Raw genomic sequence first — 21477 nt, 5'->3', positions numbered from 1 at the left:
ATAAATATAAATATCTGGTGAGTAAAAATTACCAATATTTAATTACCAACATCTACAGATGAATATATTCAAAAATAAATTGCACAACATTATATTTATATAAATATTATAAAACAAGGAAATAATTTAAAATTTAATCAAACTCAATATAATAAAAAATTAAAACCCCATATTTAAATTAAATATGGAGTTTTAATTAACATAGTCAAAAATTATGATTATGGTTCAATTGCAGCAAATGGTGGAACAACATCTGCATTTTGAGCACGATGACGTAAAAAATGGTCCATTAAAACAATTGCTAACATTGCTTCAGCAATCGGTGTCGCACGTACACCGACGCATGGATCATGGCGTCCTTTAGTCAACACATCTGTATCTTGACGATTTAAATCAATCGTTTTACCAGGTGTCGTGATGCTTGCGGTAGGTTTTAATGCAATAGCAACTCGAATGGTCTGGCCACTTGAGATACCACCCAAAATTCCGCCTGCATGATTCGCTAAAAAGCCATTACTGGTCAATTCATCACGAGTTTCATGACCAAACTGTCCAGCAACTGCAAAACCATCGCCAATTTCAACACCTTTAACTGCATTAATGCTCATCATAGCATGAGCAATGTCAGCATCTAAACGATCAAAAACAGGTTCACCCCAGCCTACAGGAACTTTTTCAGCTAAAATTTCTAGCTTTGCGCCGCAGCTTGTTCCCTGTTCGCGTAAAGAAGTCACCAAAGCTTCAAAACGTGAAACAGCATCTACATCGCCACAGAAAAATGGATTATTCGGAACTTCATTCCAATCCAGTTTTTCGGCAATTTCATTACCAATTTGGGTAACATGACCACGAATCAAGACGCCAAATTTTTCTGCTAAATATTTTTTCGCAATTGCCCCTGCTGCAACACGCATAGCAGTTTCACGAGCACTTGAACGGCCCCCGCCACGATAGTCACGGAAACCGTATTTTTGCGTATATGTATAGTCGGCATGGCCAGGTCTAAAAGTTTGGGCAATATTGCCATAATCTTTTGATTTCTGATCAGTATTCTCAATCAGTAAACCAATTGGCGTACCTGTCGTTTTACCTTCAAAAACACCCGAAATGATTTTAACCTGATCAGGCTCTTTACGTTGAGTTGCAAACTTAGAAGTGCCCGGTTTACGACGGTCAAGATCTTTTTGCAAGTCTTCTTCAGATAACTCAAGGCCCGGTGGCACGCCATCAACAATTGCCATTAAGCCAACGCCATGAGACTCACCACAAGTAGTTACACGAAAGAGTTGCCCAATACTATTCCCTGCCATATGCCCAACTCCTTATATTTGCTCTTCAAATAGTTTTCTATAACGGCGACATTGTTCAGCAGTCAAAGCAAAAATACCTGAACCACCTTTTTGGAAAGTGAGCCAGTTGAAATCAATCGTATTAAAGTTCTGACGCATTGACCATTCAGAATTACCAACTTCAATGACAATAAGACCATCTTCAGTTAAGTAATCTGTCGCTTGTGCAAGCATTTTACGAACTAAGTCTAAACCATCTTGACCTGCGGCCAATGCAAGTTCAGGTTCATGTAAAAACTCTTCCGGTAAGTCAGCCATATCTTCAGCATCGACGTACGGTGGATTACTTACAATCAAATCATACTGGTTTTCAGCTGGAATCTTGGCAAATAGATCCGATTCAAGCAATGCAACTTGATATTGCTTATTGTGGTGTTCAGTATTAATTGAAGCAACTTCTAAAGCTTCTTTAGAGATGTCAGTTGCATCTATTTCAGCATCTGGATAAGCATAAGCCAAAGCAACTGCAATACAACCTGAACCTGTACACATATCTAAAATACGCTGTGGGGTCTTAGGCTTTGCATTTTCTGGTAGGTTATTAAGCGCTTCGCGCATTTGACCATTTTCATCTAAACAATATGGTGCAAAACGTTGCTCAATTAATTCTGCAATTGGTGAACGTGGAATCAGTACACGCTCATCTACATAGAATGGTTTATTAAAGAAATACGCAAGGTTTAATAAATAAGATGTTGGAATACGGTCATTGATACGACGTTCCAATAAGCTTAAGAATTCTGCTTTCTCGCTTGGTAATAACTTCGCATCTAGAATTTCTGCGTCTGCTGACCATTCAAGAGATAAGGTTTGTAAAACTAATGCAGAGCTTTCTGCAAAATAATCTTCAGTACCTTGTCCTAAATGTGCATCATGTTGACGTAATGCTGATACCCCAAAACGAATAAAATCTCGAATTGTCGATAAATTTTCAGCTGCTTCCTGTAAATTTTCAGGGCTAATCGTCGGTCGCTCCACTTAGGCGTCTCCAAAGGCAAATTTTGCAAAGTGACTATTCTACTGAGTGAGGTAAAGCAAAGCAACGCTTTGCCTTGTGAACCAGAGTTTTACAAGTGAATCTCTAACAATCCTTCACTAAAAATCAGAATACTTTGTTTTAATTAAGAAATGATGAACTTTTAATAAAAGAAAAGATAATATTTTTGAAATAAAAAAGCGGCCTTTAGGAGTACTGGCCGCTTTAAGAGATTAATTAATTTTAAAGCTTAAGTTTTTCGGCAACGTAATCAGAATCTTTATCTCCACGACCCGATAGATTCACCACGATCATGGTTTCTTTAGCCAATTGGGGCGCTTCACGAATTGCCCATGCAACTGCATGCGAACTTTCAAGCGCAGGAACAATACCTTCAACACGAGAAAGTGTCATAAAAGCATCTAAGCACTCTTGGTCAGTTGCAGTGCTATATTCAACACGACCTAAATCTTTTAAAAAACTGTGTTGTGGGCCAACACCCGGATAGTCTAGCCCCGAAGCAATAGAATGCACCGGTAAAGGTTCACCTGCTTCATTTTCAAGCACATAACACGCCATACCATGAATTTGACTTGGTTTACCTAAAGTTAGTGTTGCCGAATGCATATTAGTGTCTAAACCATGCCCAGCCGGTTCAACGCCTACGAGCTTTACATCTGAATCATTTAAAAATGCTGTAAAAGCACCGATTGCATTTGAACCACCGCCTACACATGCCACAACATAATCTGGATTTTTACCAAAGCGATGATGTGTTTGCTCTTTAATTTCATTGCCAATTATTGATTGAAAATCACGAACCATTTTAGGAAATGGATGTGGTCCAACCACAGAACCAATCGCATATATAAAGTTTTTTGGATCTTTTAAATATTCTTCAAATGCACTATCTACCGCATCTTTTAGTGTTGCTGTACCACAAGTTACTGCTACCAAATGAGCGCCCAAAATTTTCATTTTGACCACATTGGGATGTTCTTTTTCAATATCTACTTGTCCCATGTGAATTTCACAAGGGATACCGACTAATGCACAAGCTGTTGCCAAAGCAACCCCATGCTGACCAGCACCTGTTTCAGCAATAACTTTCTTTTTGCCCATATATTTAGCAAGTAAAGCTTCACCTAAGCAGTGATTAATTTTATGGGCACCTGTGTGGTTTAAGTCTTCACGTTTTAAATAAATTTGCGCACCGCCTAATTGATCTGAAAGGCGTTTGGCATGAAATAAAGGACTTGGACGGCCAACATAATTCACAAAAAGATCGTTCAATTCATTTTGAAATTCAGGGGTGTGACGAATTTCTTCATAAGCAACATTAATTTCATCCATTGCCTCTTTTAAATGCGGAGGAATGAACTGTCCACCATATTCACCAAAAAATCCTTGTTCATTCGGCAAAGCAATACCGTTAATTTGATGTTGCATATCATCCCTCTTTTTTAAATTATTAAAGTTATTAAGCTTATCTAGAAAGGTAGCGAGTCATATCTTCAATGCCCTTTAGCGTCATTGGATACATATGATTTTCAAAAATTTCCTTAATCCCGCCAATGGTTTGAGTGTAATGCCAATATCCTTCGGTCTCTGGATTTAACCATGCGGTTTTGTCAAAATGCTGACGCAAGCGGCGTAACCAAACCTCACCTGTCTCATCATTCATATATTCAACCGAACCACCTACCGATTTCAATTCATAAGGTGCCATACTGGCATCACCGACTACAATTACACGATAGTCGCGGCCATAGGTGTGAAACAGATCCCATGTATTCATACGCGTGGCTGTGCGGCGATGATTATCTTTCCAAACATAGTCATAGAGACAGTTATGGAAATAAAAATACTCAAGTGTTTTAAACTCGCTTTTAGCCGCACTAAAGAGTTTTTCACATTGGGCAATATGCGCATCCATAGAACCGCCTACATCGAATAACATCAGTACTTTTATTCGATTTCGACGCTCAGGTACCATTTGAACATCAAGAATACCTTGCTTGGCTGTTTCACGGATTGTACCGTCAACATCCAACTCTTCAGCAGCACCTTGGCGCGCAAATTTACGCAAACGGCGCAAAGCAATTTGCATCTGACGTGTACCAAGAACTTGGTCATCATCTAGATTTTGATATTTACGCTGTTCCCATACTTTTACTGCCGAACGTTTACGCCCTGGCCCACCAATTCTTACTCCTTCAGGATGATCCCCAAAGGCCCCAAAAGGTGAGGTTCCACCTGTGCCAACCATGCGGTTACCACCCTGATGTTTTTTATGCTGTTCGCGTAACCGCTCTTCCAGCATTTTCATCAGTTCTTCTAAGGAACCTGCTTTTTGGAGTTCTGCCCGTTGTTCCGGCGTTAAATGCTTTTCTAGAAGTTCTAAATCAAACCAATCTTTTGGAAGTTTATGAACTTGCTTGAGTAACTCATCCAGATCAAAGGTTTCGATACCATCAAAGTAGTCCTTTATGGCGCGGTCAAACTTGTCAAAAAATCGTTCATCTTTAACTAAAATAGTTTTAGCAAGTTGATAGAACTCTTCTTGATCAGCAAAAACCAAACCTTCACTTACTGCACGGTTTAAGTCAATAAGTTCACGAGTTGTAACTGGAACACCGTATTTACGTAAGGTGTAAAATAACCGCACAAACATGGGTTATTCCCTCCTTTAACGTCGAGACATGAAAGCCAAACGTTCGAGGAGTTGTACATCCTGCTCGTTTTTGATCAGCGCACCATATAAAGGTGGAATAGCTTTAGATGTATCTCGATTGCGTAATACATCTTCAGGCATATCATCTGCCATGAGCAAGCTTAACCAATCAATTAACTCAGACGTTGAGGGTGGTTTCTTCAAATTAGGGATTTCGCGTAATTTAAAGAAAACCTGTAAAGCTTCGTTGACGAGTGTTGCAGAAATATTCGGGAAATGAACATCGATAATCTCTCGCATGGTCACTTCATCTGGGAACTCAATATAATGAAAGAAACAACGACGCAAGAAAGCATCTGGTAACTCTTTTTCATTATTCGAAGTAATAATTACGATTGGGCGTTGTGTTGCCGTAATTGTCTCACTCGTTTCATAAACATAGAAAGACATTTTATCGAGTTCATGCAACAGATCATTTGGAAACTCGATATCGGCTTTGTCAATTTCATCAATTAGCAAGACACAACGCTCTTCACTTATGAAAGCTTCCCACAATTTACCGGGTTTAATATAGTTCTTAATATCGTAAACGCGATCATCACCCAGCTGACTGTCTCGTAAACGAGAAACAGCATCATATTCATACAACCCTTGCTGTGCTTTGGTTGTCGATTTGATATGCCAAGTAATGAGTTTTAAACCCAAGCTTTGTGCTACTTGTTCAGCAAGTAAAGTTTTGCCCGTACCAGGTTCACCTTTAACCAGCAAAGGTTTTTGTAAAGCACGAGCTGCTTTTACAGCGAGCTTAAGACTGTCAGTCGCAATATATTGATCTGTACCAGTAAAATGTTGGGTATCAGCAGACATGTAAAGACCTTATTTTTCTATTTCAATGGTTAGATGGAACGCATGCTTTTGCTTGTTGAATATTTTGACCAAAAATAGCCAACAACTAAACCTAGACCAACTACAAACAGAATTAAAGATAAATTTGACCAAATCAGAGGACTATCTTTGGTTAAAACACCAAAAAGTAGTCCAAAAATAGCAGGTGCTACCGATGCATTCGGCCCTTCAGACACTGTTGGTGTAACTAAAACAGCAAATGCAATAAGCCAACTAATTGCACCAAAAGTTGTAGGAAGACGGCGCATCAATCGCCACCAACACCATAAAGCAATAATAGCGCCTATTCCATAAGCTGTTAAAGCAATAGCATCTTCAGGAATAACATCCAAAAAAGAGAATAATTGATTCATTATTCCAGTTTGATTTTCACGCACCACGTAAGCCCTCTGGTTCAACCGCATTTGGGTTAATTAACCCTTCTGGTGGCATCTGAATAAAGAAACCTTTTGTTTGTAATGAGTCTAAAACATGTAAAACATTAGCACGCGCCAATTTACGTGTTGGAGCTAATTCTAAATGCATGACAAACGTTGCACGACCAAACGCTTGTATAACAGCTTCAGGAACTTTTTCAAACGGATCAGCTTGTTCCGCGTCGTCAGGATAGTTTGGACGAGCAATATACATGTACATTTCATCTTTTTTGCTCGATCTATAAATATCACAGTACATTTCAAATCAACTCTTGAACTAAGGACAGCATACATGAAAAAAAACGACTCACACACGCAGGTTTGTTTACGCATCAGTCGTTTTTTTAATTCTAGGGAAATATTAACCTACAACATTGATTAAGGTCGATAATAACTTTGTTCTACACAAAAGTTAGCTTTTATAAAAAACCAACAAGCATTTGATTTTAAACATTAAATATAATTATTCATTTTAGTAAAATAAAAATAATTTTAGAAAAAAATAAGAAATCGTTTATTACTGAGTACTTTCTGTGATCTGTTTAAATACTTTTACTCTTTAGTACTATGAAATTTATCACATTCAAGTTAGCGATTACTTTTTAAAATTCACATTTAACTAAAACTTCTAACCACTAATACACATTAGCAGACATTACTTAACTGGTTTAAATTCTCAAAATGTTTCAATAATAAGTATCTTAATAATAGATGTGGAGGATGAACTTATGCCTCGCGGTGATAAAACAGCTTACACAGCAAAGCAAAAACGTCAGGCTAAACATATTCTTGAGAGTGAAGTAGACAGAGGTCACTCTCAAGAAGAGGCTGAACGTATTGCTTGGTCTACTGTCAATAAACAAGATGGTGGTGGTAAGAAAAAGTCTCATTAATACACGCTTTGAATACTTCTTTAGCTTGGGCTAAAGAAGTATTTTTATCAAAATAATGAGTGATATTTAGAAGACTCGTGAACTCTTTATATAGTCATCGCTTACTTGATTTAGAGCATTCAAAATAGCGCTATCATCTTGGCTTAACAGAACTTCATTGAGGCATTCCATGTAGCCTACGAGCTTAGTCTTAGATGTGTTAGCAAATTCAGATGTTACTGCTTCATCTTCATATAAAATCACGTAACTACGTGCAAAACCATAGATTAAATAGATGGCTGTTTTTTCTTTTGTATTTTGAGATTCTTTAAGAGACTGTTCACAAGCATTTTTTAAATCTTTAAATGCATCTGTACCAGTAGATTGATTTTTGAAAGATAAAAGTATTGTTTGGAAGTTCATATCCATATTCCACTCAAAAAATAAAGCTACAGAAGATGATAGAACCTGTCAAATAAAATCATGATTAACATAAGTTTAAATGTAAATAAATTTATGATCCCTTTTTTAATACACTATAAAATACCGCTCTTAAAAGAGCGGTCTAATAGAAAAACGATATTTAAAAGCTTATTTCTATCGTTATCGTAGTACCAGAGTGTTCAATATTAGTTGATACATTGAAGCCTCTACCTCTAAGTTCGTCTTCTACTTGTGTAAGGTGATCAGGAATTACAGCATCAATAGGAAACAAGAAAGTTGCTTTTCGCTTCCCTGCCTTAGATTCAGTTTCAGTGCCTGTTAAAATTTTTTCCAACATGGCCTCTTGATTGATTTTAAAGTTTTTAGCATTTTGTCGCGCTTGTTCAGCACTAAAGTTGTTAAGCATATTTATCTCTCTAATTATTAATATATATACTTTTATAGCATAAAAAGATTATATAGTTTTAGTGTTATGTAGTTAATTCCAATTAGAGATATAAGCCTATTGATTAAAGAAATTTTCTATCCATTTAATGAAGTTTCTCGCATTTCTATTTTCAAAATCTTCTTTATTTTAATGTAATAGTATAACTCTGATGGAAAAACCAATAGCCTAAAATTTTAATCATCATCACCTCTAGTAAAGAGTTTGGCTTTGAGAAAGAGGATATTCGTCACAACTTACCGCTTCATTCACACAAAATATATAGAGTATCAATAGTTGATTTTAAAATTTAATAACCTAATGACATTTTAACTGAGCTATATCTATATCATTAAAAAATAAAAAGCCTACCCAATTGGGTAGGCTTTCTTATTTCTGAACCGAAACAAACTTATAGTTATATATTATTTATATTGAAATTGTTTTTCTTGCATCCAACAATATACAGACCTGTATGTTTAATCAATTGAATTTTTCTCATCAAATAAGTTAATTTAATTCATTATCACTTTTACGAATTAAAATCACTTCAAATCATCACTTTACTAGCTGTTAAAATAAGTTGATTATTTAATATAGCTAATATAATTATCCATATTATTAACTATTAATATTGAATATCTGTTATTTTTAAATAAAAACTACTCAATTAAAACTTTAAACCATTCACTATTTTTAACTAAAAAAGCTCATCACAAAGATGAGCTTTTTAAATTTTAACGATCAGATCATTTTAAATTGATAGACTTTCTTTTTCTTCTTGAAATAAATGAATTAATGGTTGAGTTAATAGCTCATAACGCCAACCCAAAAGATAATCAGGTAAATCCTGTTCATCCCCTTTAGAAAGAACGTGCTGATGAATTGCATTTAACCATTTTTTTCTAAGTAATACTTCTTTAGGAATAGAAGTTTCACTTATTGCATGGGCAAGTACCATATCCATTTTATTTAAAGTTTCTTTAGATGTTACTTTAAAAGGCTTGCCAATTCTTGTTGGCCACTCACTTTCATTAGGTAAATCTTTAAGTAATTCTAAAATAGTTTTCCCATATTCACGAACTACATTTGGGCGAATATCTCTAACTTGCGAAAGTTGAAAACTATTACGTGGATTCTTTTCAACCATGTCAATCATGGTGGAGTTTCTAAGAATAAAACTGCGTGGCTGATTTGTTGCTTTAACAATGTATTCACGCCATTCGCTTAAATTTTGCAGTTGCATCAATTGACGGCGCGAATGACGATAATTACCAACATCGGTATAGAGTAACTCTGTAGGTGTTTCACTAATAATTTCTTTAGTTAAGCTACTACAATCTTCAAGAACATAGTCATAAAGCCCTTTCTGTTTAAGCTGTTCTTGAATATGGTGAGCTAACTTCATTATATATAGAACATCATTGGCTGCATAACAGAGTTGCTGAGGAGACAAAGGTCGAGCCAACCAATCAGATCTTGTTTGATCTTTTTCAATGTCAATGTCGAGACAAAGCTTTAAAGCGCCTTGGTAACTAACTTGCAACCCATGGCCTAAGAAAGAAAGACCCACTTGAGTATCAAACACATTAAGCAGATCTTCTTGATCAGCGTAATGGTAGATTAAATCGATGTCTTCCCCACATGCATGAAAAATATTTTGCTGTGCGAGAAATATTTTTTTCCAAAACTGACTTAGATCTAATGAAACACCATCCAACAGATAGACATTGCCATTTACATTGACTTGGCATACTCCAAGTTTAGGCCAGAGTGTGTCAACCTTAATAAATTCTGTATCAAGTCCATATATTGAACATTGATCCATTTTTTGAAGAACATCAACCAATTCGGTTTGCTGTTGGATAAACTGAAACATGCTTTCTCAAGTAATGCAAAGAGTGCTAAGAACTCTGGTATATATAACATAGAAGTAGGAAATTACCACTTAAACCTTTTTGAATACTCTATTTTTGAACAATTTTTCAAAAATAGATAATTTTTTGATCTTTTATTTATATTTTAAAAGTTAACTCCAAATATTCATTCTTTAAAATCTCTAAGATCATTTTCATTCTTGTGTGCTTTCATATTTTATTAAAACTATCTTTTCTAATTAAAGACAAAAGAATATTTGCCTTTTAATAGCCAATTAATAAATTTAATTCAATTTTATATGGCATCAATGAAATAAGCATCGGAATGCTTATTTCATTCTCATGCGGTTATGAACTGCCTGGCTTAAAGTATGGCTATCCACATACTCAAGTTCACCACCTTGCGGTACGCCCTGAGCAATTCGTGTCATTTGTAGTGGTAAGTGCTTAGTCGCCTCTACCAAATAATGAGCGGTCGCCTGCCCCTCTACAGTCGCATTCGTGGCCAAAATCACTTCTTCAATAGTGCCTTGGCTTAAGCGCTGAATCAGATAAGGAATGCCAATTTCTTCTGGGCCAATACCATCTAAGGGAGAAAGATGTCCTCCTAAAACATGGTATTTACCACGGAAACTACCACTTTGCTCAATCGCCATGACATCTGCTGGTGATTCAACTACACACAATAGTTGATCTTCTCGGTCAGTTGAGGCGCAAATATCACAAATTTCATGTTCCGTTAGAGAATGGCAAATGCTGCACTCATGAATATAACTTGAAGCTTCATGTAAAGCATGAGCTAATGCAAATGCACCTTCTCGATTTTTCATCAAAAGATGTAATGCCATACGTTGAGCCGACTTCGGACCAACGCTAGGCAATATACGTAAAGCTTGAACGAGTTGTTCAAATCTATCACTAAACACAGAAATTCCTTAGAACATGCCCGCTAAGCCAGGTGGCAAGCCCATACCAGAATTTGCTTTTTGCATTTTTTCTTCAGAAATAACTTCTGCTTGACGTACAGCATCATTGACCGCTGCTGCAATCAAGTCTTCAATCATATCTGGTTCATCTTGAAGTAATTCAGGGTTAATTTCGATACGTTTTACAAGATAGCGACCATTCATGGTTACTTTAACCAAACCACCACCAGCTTCCGCTTGGACTTCAGTTTGGGCAAGCTCTTCTTTAGCCTTTTTTATATTTGTTTCCATATCTTTTTGCATGCGCTGCGCTTGCTGCATGAGCATATTGATATTCATAACTTTACTCCGTATCTCTATCAAATCTTTAAAGTATTATTCGTTTCTGATAATACTTTATAAAAACTTAATGCCATTGAACCAACCCATCTGATTAAAATCCATACAGATTAGTGCATTGAACTCAAATTAATCTATAATTCTGACACAATAGAGTAATGTTTTCTATCAGTATCTCTAGCTCTATTTCATGTAGCTACAGAAGTAGCATGGTGAAACTTAGGTACATCTCATAAATGCCTAAATCTTATACATTGAAGCCTTATATTTATGTCACTATTGAGATGCCTGTAACCCTTTATCAGGTGTTTTATATTCACTTAGAGGAACTTTCTTAAAGGAGGTATTTGCTTCTTGAATAGATTTATCTGCTTCTTGCACAGACTTTTCTGCATTGCTAATCAATAGGGTTGTCTCATTCGCTGGGTTCGGATTTGGTTTAGTCAGTAATTTGTATCCAACTACACCAATTACCCCCACCACCACAACAATAGCAACAGGCTTAAGCATTTTAAAACTCACATTTCTTTTAATTAAATTTAGAGTCTTTATACTCTGAGCTCTAATTTGAATAAAAATGTAGGTTTTTTATTGTAATTCTGAAATTAGAGTAACATTTAAGGATAAAAAACCATCTCGATTAAAGAGATGGTTTGATGAAAAAAATATCAAAAAAGAACTAATTGATTAGATTAGATCCAGACCGCGTGAAATATCACGGATAATATCATTGATATCTTCTAAGCCTACCGATACACGTATTAAGCCCTCTTGGATGCCTGCCGCTACTTTAGCTTCGGCAGAAAGTTTGCCATGTGTAGTCGTTGCAGGATGTGTAATTGTTGACTTCACATCACCCAAATTACCAGTAATAGAAATAAACTTGGTATTATCAATAACCTTCCAAGCACCTTCACGTTCGCCTTTAACAACGAAAGAAACAATCCCGCCAAAACCATTTTGCTGTTTCGCAGCAAGTTCATGGCCTTCATGAGTTGGTAAACCAGCGTAGTAAACTTTCTCTACTTTTTCATGAGTAGATAACCATTCTGCAAGAATTTGAGCACTCTCACAGTGTGCTTTCATACGTAAACGTAAAGTTTCTAGACCTTTTAAGAAAACCCATGCATTAAATGGACTCATTGATGGCCCAAGCGTACGAACAACACCAAAAACTTCTTCTAATAGCTGATGATTACCGACAACAGCTCCGCCTAATGCACGTCCTTGCCCATCTAAATATTTAGTTGCCGAGTAAATTACAAGGTCTGCCCCAAATTTTAATGGTTGTTGCAAAACAGGTGTACAGAAACTGTTATCAACCGCAAGTAATGCGCTGTTAGCATGGGCAATATCGGCAAGTGCTTGAATATCAGCAATTTCAGCTAATGGATTAGACGGCGACTCAACAAAGAAAAGTTTAGTTTCTGGACGTACTGCATTTTTCCATACGTCTAAATCACATAAATCAACAAATGTAATATCTACACCAAACTTGGTAATATATTTTTCAAACAAGGCAACAACTGAACCAAAAACTGCTCTTGAACAAATAACATGATCACCTGCTTTTAAATATGCCATAGCAACTGACAAAATTGCGCCCATTCCCGAGCTTGTCGCAACAGCTCGTTCAGCGCCTTCTAAAGCTGCCAATCGTTTTTCGAACATGCCTACAGTCGGATTGGTAAAACGAGAATAGATATTTCCTTGAACCTGACCAGAAAATTTTGCTGCAGCTTCAGCTGCATTTTCATATACGAATGATGAAGTCAAAAAAATCGGTTCGCCATGTTCACCTTCAAAACTACGAGTATGTCCGGTACGAATGGCTAAAGTATCAAGTTGGTATTCTAAATCATCAGACTGGTTCATTAAATGTTCGCCTTTACTGGTCATGTACTAAAAACTATCATCATTTTGAGTGTCTAAGGTATTTAAGGTCAAGGTAAACCTTAAAATTATCGCTTAGACTTTATTCAATATTTAGTAAATAGTTGGTAAAGCCAGATGAATCGCTTAAAGTCCCTTGTCTCTGAACAAAGTCAAATCAAGCACCTTTCTGCCCGACTATTTCATCCAAAAACGTTGGTTCTATCACAAAGCACACCCTATGAAGTGATTGGTAAATTCAATCAAACCCGTATTCGCTATTACGCAGCAACACAAAAAAAGTTTAAAGAACCTTTAGTATTTATTGCCCCACTCGCAATTAATATGGCGATTTATGATTTATATCCTTATCGTTCGCTTATTAAATACTTCCAAAACGCAGGCTTCGATATCTATCTTGTCGATTGGGGTCATTTAAAATTCAAAGATAGACATCTTAATTTTTTATCATTTATTGAAGATTTTATTCCTAAAGCAATTGAACTTATCCGAACACATTCAAGAAGTGAGCAAATCTCGCTACATGGATGGAGCATGTCTGGCATATTCGTCACTTTATATACTGCTCTTAACCAACCCAACTATATTAAAAACCTTATTGTTCTTGGTAGTCCAATAGATAGTTATGCATCTGGCTATATTGGCAAGCTCTATCAAACCATGAACCATTTGATTGGTCGCAATAAAAAACTTCAGAACCGTATTTATTCTGGATTACCAAAATATCTGATCCACAGTCCAGGAGTTTTAAATTCATTAGGTTTCAAAATTCTTGATCCTAAAGGTTGGTTTGATGGACATATTCAATTGCTAAAAAATCTTGATGACCTGCAATTTGTACAAGAACATGCAACCTTAAGTAGCTTTTTAAATAATATGATTGATTACCCAGGTGGGATTAATCAAGATATGTTGTTTAATGTCTGGCTACAAAATCCATTAAAACGTGGCTTTATTCAGTTAAAAAATAAGAAAATTGAATTAAAAAATATAGATTGCTCTCTCTTAGTTGGCGCTGGTCGTAGTGATCAGTTGGTGACTGCTGATGCTGCCTCTCCATTAAGTCAATTGACAAACAGCCAAGATGTCACATTCACTCTCATCCCTGGCGGGCATTTAGGCCTAATGTCGAGTCAAGCAAGTGCTCTGGAATTTTGGCCAAAAATGGCGAAATGGTTGACTGAACGTTCAACACAAATTTAAGGATAAAAAAAAGCCCATTTCAATTTTAGAAATGGGCTACAAAAACAAAAAACTATCAAACGCAGCAATTAAGGACCATATAATATAATCCGAAACATGTAAAATCAATACATCTTTCAGTTGGTTTGTAAAATAAAAACTATGCTTAATTCTAGCTTTTTTATATTTTTCTAAAAAAGAAAAAGCCCATTTCCGTCTAAAGTAAAATGGGCATAGTGAATTCCACTTAATCCTGAAATACAAAACGTGATAATTATCACATCTGTATTCTCGATAATGTCACTGATTTCTTTCTTTTTCATTGACCAAATTTCAAACTCAAACCGTCTATTTAGCAAATAAAAGAACCTGTAAAATCTCATTTCTCCACATTTTTTATACATTATCAACTTAACGAGAAGTATATTTTTCTTTCATTAATAAGAGTTAAAATAGAATAAACGAGAATCAAATCCTGTAAATATATATATAATTTTCCTTAAGTTTATGTTTTTATTTGATTTTTATAAATGATTGATATGTAAAGTTTTTATTTATTTTATGAACAAATTATCAACCAAAATGACACTTGAGTAATTAATAGTCATTGAAATATTGGTAATAAACCTTATATTGAGTACAGGTTCATACCTTTAATTGAGGAAACGCTCATGAATAAATTTATGGTTGCAGTCTTTACTGGCATGGTGAGCATTGCTGGTTTAAGCGTTCAAGCTGCAACGCCTGAGCAAGAATGTCAGAAATTGCAAGACGATTATAATTTGATTTATGCATCAAAAGGCTTTTGTTTTAAAGATCCTGATGCAAAAGAAAAATATGGTAATGAAAACTGTCATACGACAAAACCAAAATTTTCTGACAAAGAGCAACAACGTCTTGATGCTATTAAAGAGCGTCAGAAAGAATTGAAATGTAAATAATTTTAAAGGAATAATACATGGCATACGATGATCAAAATATCTTCGCAAAAATTTTACGTGATGAACTTCCAGCGATAAAAATCTATGAAGATGATCAAGTTCTAGCTTTTATGGATATTATGCCTCAAGCCGATGGTCATACATTAGTTATTCCAAAAACACCTGCTGTAACTTTCCTTGATTTACCCCCAGAAGCAGCCGCATATACCATACAAATTGTCCAGAAAATTGCGAAAGCAATGGAAAAAGCCCTCAATTTAGAAGGTATTGTGTTGATGCAACTTTCTGGAGCTGCGGCAGGACAAACTGTTCCGCATGTTCATTTTCACCTTATTCCTACAAATGTGCATCAACTTGGACGCCATGCTGTAGAGTTAGGAGATCAAGAAAAAATTAAAGTATTAGCTGAGAAAATTAAAGCAGCTCTTTGATTTTTAATTCATTAAAACGGAGTTTTGACTCCGTTTTTTTTCGTCTAAAAACTATAAAAAACGAATATAACTAATTTATTTCTAAATTTTAATCGTCATAAAACTGTCATTTATTTTTCACGCCCCTGTCACAAAATTTACCGATACTGCTTAGCAAGTTGGTGAGCTTTTGTAATTTTTTGTACACAAGTCAACTACAAAATAAATAGTTAACTAGGCATACGCCATTTTTAAATACTTTTGGAGAAATCTCAATGAAGAAATTGCTACTCGCTGCCGCAGTTGCAACTTTGAGCATAAACGCGGTGCAAGCAGCGCCAACTTTGTATGGCAAACTGAATGTTTCTATTAACCAAGTTGACAATAAAAATTTCGATGGAAAAAGTGACGTTACTGAAATTAACTCAAACGCTTCTCGCATTGGGGTGAAAGGCGAAGAAAAATTAACTGACAAGCTATCTGCTGTTTATTTAGCTGAATGGGCAATTGCTACTGATGGTTCAGGTTCTGATAGTGATCTCAGCGCTCGTAACCGTTTTATCGGTTTAAAAACTGAAGGTGTTGGTACATTAAAAGTAGGTAAATACGATTCTTACTTTAAAACTGCTGCTGGTAATAACCAAGATATCTTTAATGACGATACACGTTTAGATATTACTAATATCATGTATGGTGAAAACCGTTTAGATAACGTAATTGGTTTTGAATTAGACCCTAAATTATTAGCTGGTATAACTTTCAACATCATGGCGCAAACTGGTGAAAGTACTACTGATAATAAACCAGGTGAAACTGGTAAAGACAGTAAAAATAATGGGTTTGACTCTGTATCAACTGCGCTTGGTTATGAAAACAAAGACCTTGGTTTAGCAGTTGCTGCTGCTGGTGACTTTGGTATTCGAGGTAAATATGCGGCTTACAGTCTGAAAGATATTTATACAGATGCTTACCGCGTAACAGGCTCTTATGACATCGCAAAAACAGGTCTTGTAATAGGTGCTTTATGGCAACACGCTGAACCTACTGATCAGTTGACTGCATATGGTCAAACATACAAAACTGATGGTTCAATTGATAAAGCTGGTAAAGCTTACCGTGATTTACAAGAAGAAGCATATTCAATAACAGCTGCTTATAAAATCCCGAATACTAAACTTAAAGTGAAAGCAGAATATTCTTCTGCGCAAACACAAGTAAGTGGTCTAGCAGATCGTACAATTGACTTGTACGGCGTAGGTCTTGATTACCAAATCAACAAACAAGCTCGTTTCTACGGCATTGTTGCTCAGCAAAAACGTGATTGGTTGAGTGATAACGACAAACAAACTGTTGTTGGTACTGGTATCGAATATAACTTCTAATCAGTTACATTCAATTCAGATATAAACTAAAAGGGCTTCTGCCCTTTTAGTTTATTGTGCAGAATAAAAAAGCCGATATATCAAAGTTATCGGCTTTCGTAAAAATTTATATATTATTTTAAAAAACCACTCACAAGATTCATGACATTTTGAATGTCCTGATTTGCCTCCTGATGGTCTGTATTCGCACCTTGTGGTGTAAGTGAATCAATCACTTTTGGTAGAACTGTCGCAATTGCACCATAAACTTGCTCTTTCGGAGCTTGAGCTTGCTCGGCAACTTGTTCAATGTCAGCTGGATTAAATAAACTCTGTAATTGTTGAGTAGGAACCTCACTATTGTTTTGGTTTGGGTCAACCCAGCTTTGAACTTGGCTGCTTAAACCAGCACCTTTTAATTTTTCAAGCGCGGCCTGTAAACCACCTTGTTGTTGAACCCAACCTAAAATTAAAGGTACAACTGCAATTAATAAACTTTGTACCCCACCACCAGCTTGAGGTGCGCTATTGTTCCCAGTCACTTGCCCTAATACAGAACCCAGTACTCCCCCAAGTCCACCTTGTGAACCTTGAGTATTGCCGCCCATTTGTCCAAGTACTGAACCTAAAATCCCACCTAAACCACCTTGGCCTGACGCTTGTTGGTTCCCACCTAAAGCCTGCTGAGCCAGAACTTCTACAATGTTGCTTAAATTTGTCATGTGTAACTCTTATGTATGGTTTACACATGAGCATACGCGGATTCTTGTTAAGACAGCAAAAGCCAAATTGTTAAATTTTGAAAGAGATTTAGTGCTCTTTTACCAGCGGAATTTATTCCAGTTTTCTGGGTTCGCCCAAAACTTTGAATTAAACCAATCTGGAACATGTTTATAGGTCATTATATTAAATTGCCATAAAGCAAAATCGCTATCATGCGACATCTTATCAATGAGTTGAGTGAAGCCTAAAGAACGTAATAACTGCTCATCACTGCGTTTGCTTACCACAACAATTCGTTTTGCTAATAAATCACGTAGTTTTACTAATAATTGTGATTTTTGTACTTCAGTTATGTTCTGCATTTCATCTGTATCAAACAATACAAAACCCAAATCATAACGCTGAGTAAAAGGCAGACTTAAAAGCTCAGTTACGGTAAAATAGTGCCATTGAATTGCGTTATTCAGGTCAATTTTCTGGCCAATACAAAGTGCAGTATGAATGGGCTGTTCGTTTGATAAATCGTCTAGCATAGAAGTGATGACATTTTGTTCAGCCATAACTGCAACCCTTAATTGAAAGATGTGAGTTTAAACTTTATGGAACTACAAGGCATTTGCCATAAAATGCATGCAGGCCTAAAAGATGCTAGTGTAACTGATCAACAGACAACCAAAGCAAATGTTGAATACAAATTTGTATTAGACCGTTCAGAAATTGATCTTCCTTTTAATTTAGGACAAGAACTAGAAATCGAATGGACAGGTAATATTTATTGCACTTCTTGTGGCACTAAAACACCAAAATCTTATTCTCAAGGTCACTGTTTTAAATGTTTTAAAACGAAAGCGGAATGTGACCTCTGTATTATGAAGCCAGAAACATGCCATTACCACTTAGGTACATGTCGTGAAGATGACTTTGCCCACAATGTTTGTTTCCAGCCTCATATTGTTTATTTAGCAAATTCGAGCGCTTTGAAAGTTGGTATTACCCGCGTTAGTCATATGCCAGGTCGTTGGTTAGATCAAGGTGCAACTCAGGCCTTACCAATTATGAAAGTTGGATCACGTCGTTTATCTGGTCAGCTTGAAACAATGTTTGGTTCTTTAGTTGCTGACAAAACTGATTGGCGTAAACTCCTTAAGGGAGAAGCTGAACCTCTAAAACTAACTGAGCAACGTGATCAGTTAATCGAAGAGTTTGCACCTAAAATTCAAACGATTCGTGAGGAATTTAGCCAAAATCTTGAATTTAACGAAACCGTTGAATTATTAGAAGATGAGCTACCACGTGAGTTTGTTTACCCTGTTGAGCAGTACCCTGAAAAAATTAAGTCTCTAAATTTGGATAAAACTCCAAAAATTCGCGGTGTATTACAGGGCATTAAAGGTCAATATTTAATTTTTGATATTGGTGTTATTAACATCCGTAAATATACGGGTTACCAACTGATTATACGTGCCTAAGTAAGTTTTAAAGCCCCTAAAATGGGGCTTTTTAATTAACATGATTAAGATAATCTGTTCCTAAATAGCCAAGCAGCTAAGGGTAAAGTTACTACTCCAAGTATGATCATTGGAATAAAGTTGAATTTGACTTGTGCAAAGCTCGCACCTTCCAAATAAACCCGTTGTACCAAGTTAATTCCAAACCTTAAAGGGTTTGCGTAAGTTGCTATTTGTAGTACTTTCGGCATGTTTTCTACTGGTGTAAGTAAACCTGAAAGCAACATCAAAGGCATAATCAATAAAAATGTAAAAAGCATGGCTTGTTGCATATTTAAAGATAAAGCCGAAATTGATAGGCCCACTCCGACTACAGCCACATTAAAACTTAATAAACCAAAATAAAGCAGTCCAATAGAACCATTCATTGGAATTTTAAACCAGAATAAAATGATCAATAAAATAATGGTTGATTGCATCAATCCTACAAAAATTGGAGGTAAGGCCTTACCAATCATAATTTGTAATGGTGTATACGGCGTAACTAATAACTGATCAAATGTACCTTGCTCACGTTCACGTGCTACAGATAAAGCAGATAAAAGCAATGTTTGCATCATACTTAATGCCGCAATTAATGAAGGCATTAGGCTCCAACGAGATTCCTGATTTGGGTTGTACCATGTTCTTGTTTCAAGACTAATCGGTAAGGCTGAGTTAAATTTTTGCTGATTAAACTGACCAATAATTTTATTTAGATATGAACCAGCCACAACAGCAGTTGATGAGTTTCTGCCATCAACAATGACCTGTATAGGAGAGCTTTGATTATTATTTAATTTGCTCTCGAAGTCTGAAGGAATCGTAATCACGACCAATGCCTGACGACTATCAATGACCTGTTTGATTTGATCTGTATATTGAAGTGTTGCAATCCGCTTAAAAATACCAGAGCCATCGAGCTTTGAGATCAGTTCATGCGAAACTTGCCCATTACTCTGATCTAAAATTGCATAATCCACACGGTTAACATCATAAGTTGCAGCATAACCAAACAAAAGTGCTTGCATCAGTGCCGGTACAAATAGAATGACTCTATTTGCAGGGTCACTAAAAATGGTCAGGAATTCCTTTTTGACTAAAAAACTTAAATGTTTTAGCCAAGCGATTAGTTGCTGCCACATAACTTTATCTCAACCGTTTTTTCAGTGAAAAGTTCACAGCACATATCAAAACAACGATATATCCTAATAAAATACCGCATTCTTTAAACCATAACTTCCAATCATCACCTCCCATAAATAGGGTTTTAATTAAAATCATAAAATGCGTAGCTGGAAGTAACTGGCTAACAATTTGTACAACCAAGGGTAAATTTCGTGTATCGAAAACAAAACCTGAAAGCATGAGTGCAGGCATAAAACTTGCCAATAAAGCAATTTGACTCGCCTGAAACTGGCTTTGAGCAAAGCCTGATATGGTTAAACCAAGTAATAACGAAACAATTAAATATAAAAATGAAGCTGATAAAATTGAGAATAATGAACCGCGCATGGGTACTTCAAAAATAAAATACGCAGCAATAATACAGATCACGATATCAATCATGCCGACCACAACATAGGGAATGAGCTTTGCTAATACAATTTCAAATGGTCTTACAGGCGTCACAAATAAGGCCTCTAGTGTTCCTCGCTCCCTTTCACGGGCAATAAGCAACCCCGTTAAAAATGCACCGATTAAAGTTAAGATTAATACCATCAAACCTGGGACTAAAAACCAAGTACTGTTAGCAGATTCGTTAAACCATATTCGTTGTTCAATATTAACGGCGCTTGAAGTTGCTAATATTGGACTACGGTCAACTTGTATAGACGGCGCGGTAGCCAAAGCACCTGTGACATATCCTTCCAAAGCTGTTGCTATGGTGGTAGACGTACCATTTAATAACAGTTGAGCCTTTGCGTTACCTTGTTGTGCCTGACTCGCGAAATCTGAAGGGAAATGCAAAATGGCATCAATCTCGCCATCTCGAATGGCCTGCTCTGCTTCAGGCAAATTATGAAACTCTTGACTCGTTAAATATTGCGAACCATTTAAACCCGCTAAAACCTGATTGATCTGTGGTGAAGACTGATCAACTACAACACCAACTCGTGCCTGATTTAAGTCAAAGGAAAGTCCATAACCAAAAAGTAAAATTAAGATGATAGGCAGAACCAAACCAATTGCGAGACTACTTTTATCACGAACTAACTGCTTAGTTTCTTTACGAACTAATGCTATCAATCGATTCCAAAATGCAAACTGACTCAT

At 36.1% G+C, this 21477-nt stretch carries 24 protein-coding genes and 1 pseudogene; 6 read left to right on the top strand and 19 right to left on the bottom strand.

Going from position 1 to position 21477, the window contains the following annotated elements; translation table 11 throughout:
* Window positions 1–218: 218 nt before the first annotated feature.
* The 7 genes from aroC to I5515_RS07115 all read right to left on the bottom strand — a co-directional run bounded on the left by aroC (window position 219) and on the right by I5515_RS07115 (window position 6580).
* Window positions 219–1310 carry a chorismate synthase gene (gene aroC, locus I5515_RS07145; RefSeq protein WP_199965416.1) on the bottom strand — a complete coding sequence of 364 codons (1092 nt, stop codon included), beginning with the start codon at window positions 1308–1310 and terminating at the stop codon, window positions 219–221.
* A 12-nt stretch (window positions 1311–1322) separates the two neighbouring features.
* Complete coding sequence (gene prmB / locus I5515_RS07140) at window positions 1323–2327, bottom strand: 50S ribosomal protein L3 N(5)-glutamine methyltransferase (protein ID WP_199965415.1); 1005 nt, start codon at window positions 2325–2327, stop codon at window positions 1323–1325.
* Window positions 2328–2568: 241 nt separating this feature from the next.
* Complete coding sequence (gene trpB, locus I5515_RS07135; RefSeq protein ID WP_199965414.1) at window positions 2569–3774, bottom strand: tryptophan synthase subunit beta; 1206 nt, start codon at window positions 3772–3774, stop codon at window positions 2569–2571.
* A gap of 37 nt (window positions 3775–3811) precedes the next feature.
* Window positions 3812–4999, bottom strand: coding sequence for a vWA domain-containing protein (locus tag I5515_RS07130; RefSeq protein ID WP_199965413.1), 1188 nt, complete (start codon window positions 4997–4999; stop codon window positions 3812–3814).
* A 15-nt stretch (window positions 5000–5014) separates the two neighbouring features.
* Window positions 5015–5866 carry an AAA family ATPase gene (locus I5515_RS07125; protein ID WP_199965412.1) on the bottom strand — a complete coding sequence of 284 codons (852 nt, stop codon included), beginning with the start codon at window positions 5864–5866 and terminating at the stop codon, window positions 5015–5017.
* Window positions 5867–5895: 29 nt separating this feature from the next.
* Window positions 5896–6282, bottom strand: coding sequence for a hypothetical protein (locus I5515_RS07120; RefSeq protein WP_199965411.1), 387 nt, complete (start codon window positions 6280–6282; stop codon window positions 5896–5898).
* Entirely contained in the window at window positions 6275–6580 is a 306-nt protein-coding gene (locus I5515_RS07115; RefSeq protein ID WP_199965410.1) for a YcgL domain-containing protein, read from the bottom strand. Before I5515_RS07115 ends, I5515_RS07120 begins: the two co-directional genes overlap by 8 nt.
* Before the next feature lie 469 nt (window positions 6581–7049).
* Between I5515_RS07115 and I5515_RS07110 the strand changes: the two genes are divergently transcribed.
* Window positions 7050–7214, top strand: a complete 165-nt coding sequence (locus I5515_RS07110) for a hypothetical protein (protein WP_199965409.1) — start codon at window positions 7050–7052, stop codon at window positions 7212–7214.
* A gap of 66 nt (window positions 7215–7280) precedes the next feature.
* Here the strand turns inward: I5515_RS07110 and I5515_RS07105 are convergent, their stop codons facing one another.
* The 8 genes and pseudogenes from I5515_RS07105 to I5515_RS07075 all read right to left on the bottom strand — a co-directional run bounded on the left by I5515_RS07105 (window position 7281) and on the right by I5515_RS07075 (window position 13078).
* Window positions 7281–7616: a hypothetical protein gene (locus tag I5515_RS07105; RefSeq protein WP_199965408.1), complete on the bottom strand. Its 336-nt coding sequence runs from the start codon at window positions 7614–7616 to the stop codon at window positions 7281–7283.
* Between the two features lie 160 nt (window positions 7617–7776).
* On the bottom strand, window positions 7777–8043 hold the full coding sequence (locus I5515_RS07100; RefSeq protein ID WP_199965407.1) for a hypothetical protein: 267 nt from the start codon (window positions 8041–8043) through the stop codon (window positions 7777–7779).
* Window positions 8044–8139: 96 nt separating this feature from the next.
* Window positions 8140–8237 (bottom strand): annotated as a pseudogene (locus tag I5515_RS17525) (LysR family transcriptional regulator); the annotation flags it as partial.
* Between the two features lie 578 nt (window positions 8238–8815).
* Complete coding sequence (locus I5515_RS07095; protein ID WP_199965406.1) at window positions 8816–9940, bottom strand: ribonuclease D; 1125 nt, start codon at window positions 9938–9940, stop codon at window positions 8816–8818.
* Between the two features lie 327 nt (window positions 9941–10267).
* Window positions 10268–10864: a recombination mediator RecR gene (gene recR / locus I5515_RS07090; protein WP_199965405.1), complete on the bottom strand. Its 597-nt coding sequence runs from the start codon at window positions 10862–10864 to the stop codon at window positions 10268–10270.
* A 9-nt stretch (window positions 10865–10873) separates the two neighbouring features.
* The gene (locus tag I5515_RS07085; RefSeq protein WP_004642711.1) at window positions 10874–11203 is read right to left on the bottom strand and encodes a YbaB/EbfC family nucleoid-associated protein; all 330 of its coding nucleotides are present in this window, start codon (window positions 11201–11203) and stop codon (window positions 10874–10876) included.
* Window positions 11204–11479: 276 nt separating this feature from the next.
* Window positions 11480–11713, bottom strand: a complete 234-nt coding sequence (locus tag I5515_RS07080; protein ID WP_199965404.1) for a hypothetical protein — start codon at window positions 11711–11713, stop codon at window positions 11480–11482.
* A gap of 177 nt (window positions 11714–11890) precedes the next feature.
* The gene (locus tag I5515_RS07075; protein WP_199965403.1) at window positions 11891–13078 is read right to left on the bottom strand and encodes an O-succinylhomoserine sulfhydrylase; all 1188 of its coding nucleotides are present in this window, start codon (window positions 13076–13078) and stop codon (window positions 11891–11893) included.
* 135 nt (window positions 13079–13213) lie between these two features.
* On the opposite strand from I5515_RS07075, the gene I5515_RS07070 reads away from it, so the two are divergent.
* From I5515_RS07070 to I5515_RS07055, 4 genes are all read left to right on the top strand, one after another.
* Entirely contained in the window at window positions 13214–14299 is a 1086-nt protein-coding gene (locus I5515_RS07070; RefSeq protein WP_199965402.1) for an alpha/beta fold hydrolase, read from the top strand.
* A gap of 650 nt (window positions 14300–14949) precedes the next feature.
* Complete coding sequence (locus I5515_RS07065; RefSeq protein WP_004792570.1) at window positions 14950–15219, top strand: YARHG domain-containing protein; 270 nt, start codon at window positions 14950–14952, stop codon at window positions 15217–15219.
* A 17-nt stretch (window positions 15220–15236) separates the two neighbouring features.
* On the top strand, window positions 15237–15650 hold the full coding sequence (locus I5515_RS07060; RefSeq protein WP_199965401.1) for an HIT family protein: 414 nt from the start codon (window positions 15237–15239) through the stop codon (window positions 15648–15650).
* A gap of 254 nt (window positions 15651–15904) precedes the next feature.
* Complete coding sequence (locus I5515_RS07055; protein ID WP_199965400.1) at window positions 15905–17011, top strand: porin; 1107 nt, start codon at window positions 15905–15907, stop codon at window positions 17009–17011.
* A 113-nt stretch (window positions 17012–17124) separates the two neighbouring features.
* On the opposite strand, the gene I5515_RS07050 is transcribed toward I5515_RS07055, so the two are convergent.
* Both I5515_RS07050 and I5515_RS07045 read right to left on the bottom strand, forming a co-directional pair.
* Window positions 17125–17712 (bottom strand): YidB family protein, encoded by a 588-nt coding sequence (locus I5515_RS07050; protein WP_199965399.1) that lies wholly within the window; start codon window positions 17710–17712, stop codon window positions 17125–17127.
* Between the two features lie 99 nt (window positions 17713–17811).
* Window positions 17812–18273, bottom strand: coding sequence for a DUF6231 family protein (locus I5515_RS07045; RefSeq protein WP_199965398.1), 462 nt, complete (start codon window positions 18271–18273; stop codon window positions 17812–17814).
* Between the two features lie 39 nt (window positions 18274–18312).
* On the opposite strand from I5515_RS07045, the gene I5515_RS07040 reads away from it, so the two are divergent.
* Complete coding sequence (locus I5515_RS07040; protein ID WP_198078578.1) at window positions 18313–19182, top strand: DUF2797 domain-containing protein; 870 nt, start codon at window positions 18313–18315, stop codon at window positions 19180–19182.
* Window positions 19183–19226: 44 nt separating this feature from the next.
* Here the strand turns inward: I5515_RS07040 and I5515_RS07035 are convergent, their stop codons facing one another.
* Together I5515_RS07035 and I5515_RS07030 are read right to left on the bottom strand one after the other, a co-directional pair.
* Window positions 19227–20345, bottom strand: a complete 1119-nt coding sequence (locus I5515_RS07035) for an ABC transporter permease (protein WP_199965397.1) — start codon at window positions 20343–20345, stop codon at window positions 19227–19229.
* Window positions 20346–20349: 4 nt separating this feature from the next.
* The gene (locus I5515_RS07030; protein ID WP_199965396.1) at window positions 20350–21477 is read right to left on the bottom strand and encodes an ABC transporter permease; all 1128 of its coding nucleotides are present in this window, start codon (window positions 21475–21477) and stop codon (window positions 20350–20352) included.

This window comes from Acinetobacter calcoaceticus, assembly GCF_016508255.1.
GTDB lineage: Bacteria > Pseudomonadota > Gammaproteobacteria > Pseudomonadales > Moraxellaceae > Acinetobacter > Acinetobacter calcoaceticus_E.
The sequence above is the reverse complement of the archived record's forward strand: the minus strand, read 5'-3'. Positions and strand labels throughout refer to the sequence as shown.

Bases quoted from the DNA above. Each gene is read 5' to 3' on its own strand.
- I5515_RS07075 (WP_199965403.1), bottom strand. From the start codon at position 13,078: ATGAACCAGTCTGATGATTTAGAATACCAACTTGATACTTTAGCCATT.
- I5515_RS07040 (WP_198078578.1), top strand. From the start codon at position 18,313: ATGGAACTACAAGGCATTTGCCATAAAATGCATGCAGGCCTAAAAGAT.
- trpB (WP_199965414.1), bottom strand. From the start codon at position 3,774: ATGCAACATCAAATTAACGGTATTGCTTTGCCGAATGAACAAGGATTT.
- I5515_RS07125 (WP_199965412.1), bottom strand. From the start codon at position 5,866: ATGTCTGCTGATACCCAACATTTTACTGGTACAGATCAATATATTGCG.
- I5515_RS07070 (WP_199965402.1), top strand. From the start codon at position 13,214: ATGAATCGCTTAAAGTCCCTTGTCTCTGAACAAAGTCAAATCAAGCAC.
- I5515_RS07050 (WP_199965399.1), bottom strand. From the start codon at position 17,712: ATGACAAATTTAAGCAACATTGTAGAAGTTCTGGCTCAGCAGGCTTTA.
- I5515_RS07115 (WP_199965410.1), bottom strand. From the start codon at position 6,580: ATGTACTGTGATATTTATAGATCGAGCAAAAAAGATGAAATGTACATG.
- I5515_RS07030 (WP_199965396.1), bottom strand. From the start codon at position 21,477: ATGAGTCAGTTTGCATTTTGGAATCGATTGATAGCATTAGTTCGTAAA.
- I5515_RS07080 (WP_199965404.1), bottom strand. From the start codon at position 11,713: ATGCTTAAGCCTGTTGCTATTGTTGTGGTGGTGGGGGTAATTGGTGTA.
- I5515_RS07100 (WP_199965407.1), bottom strand. From the start codon at position 8,043: ATGCTTAACAACTTTAGTGCTGAACAAGCGCGACAAAATGCTAAAAAC.
- I5515_RS07110 (WP_199965409.1), top strand. From the start codon at position 7,050: ATGCCTCGCGGTGATAAAACAGCTTACACAGCAAAGCAAAAACGTCAG.
- I5515_RS07095 (WP_199965406.1), bottom strand. From the start codon at position 9,940: ATGTTTCAGTTTATCCAACAGCAAACCGAATTGGTTGATGTTCTTCAA.
- aroC (WP_199965416.1), bottom strand. From the start codon at position 1,310: ATGGCAGGGAATAGTATTGGGCAACTCTTTCGTGTAACTACTTGTGGT.
- I5515_RS07060 (WP_199965401.1), top strand. From the start codon at position 15,237: ATGGCATACGATGATCAAAATATCTTCGCAAAAATTTTACGTGATGAA.
- I5515_RS07035 (WP_199965397.1), bottom strand. From the start codon at position 20,345: ATGTGGCAGCAACTAATCGCTTGGCTAAAACATTTAAGTTTTTTAGTC.
- I5515_RS07130 (WP_199965413.1), bottom strand. From the start codon at position 4,999: ATGTTTGTGCGGTTATTTTACACCTTACGTAAATACGGTGTTCCAGTT.
- I5515_RS07055 (WP_199965400.1), top strand. From the start codon at position 15,905: ATGAAGAAATTGCTACTCGCTGCCGCAGTTGCAACTTTGAGCATAAAC.
- I5515_RS07085 (WP_004642711.1), bottom strand. From the start codon at position 11,203: ATGAATATCAATATGCTCATGCAGCAAGCGCAGCGCATGCAAAAAGAT.
- I5515_RS07065 (WP_004792570.1), top strand. From the start codon at position 14,950: ATGAATAAATTTATGGTTGCAGTCTTTACTGGCATGGTGAGCATTGCT.
- I5515_RS07105 (WP_199965408.1), bottom strand. From the start codon at position 7,616: ATGAACTTCCAAACAATACTTTTATCTTTCAAAAATCAATCTACTGGT.
- I5515_RS07045 (WP_199965398.1), bottom strand. From the start codon at position 18,273: ATGGCTGAACAAAATGTCATCACTTCTATGCTAGACGATTTATCAAAC.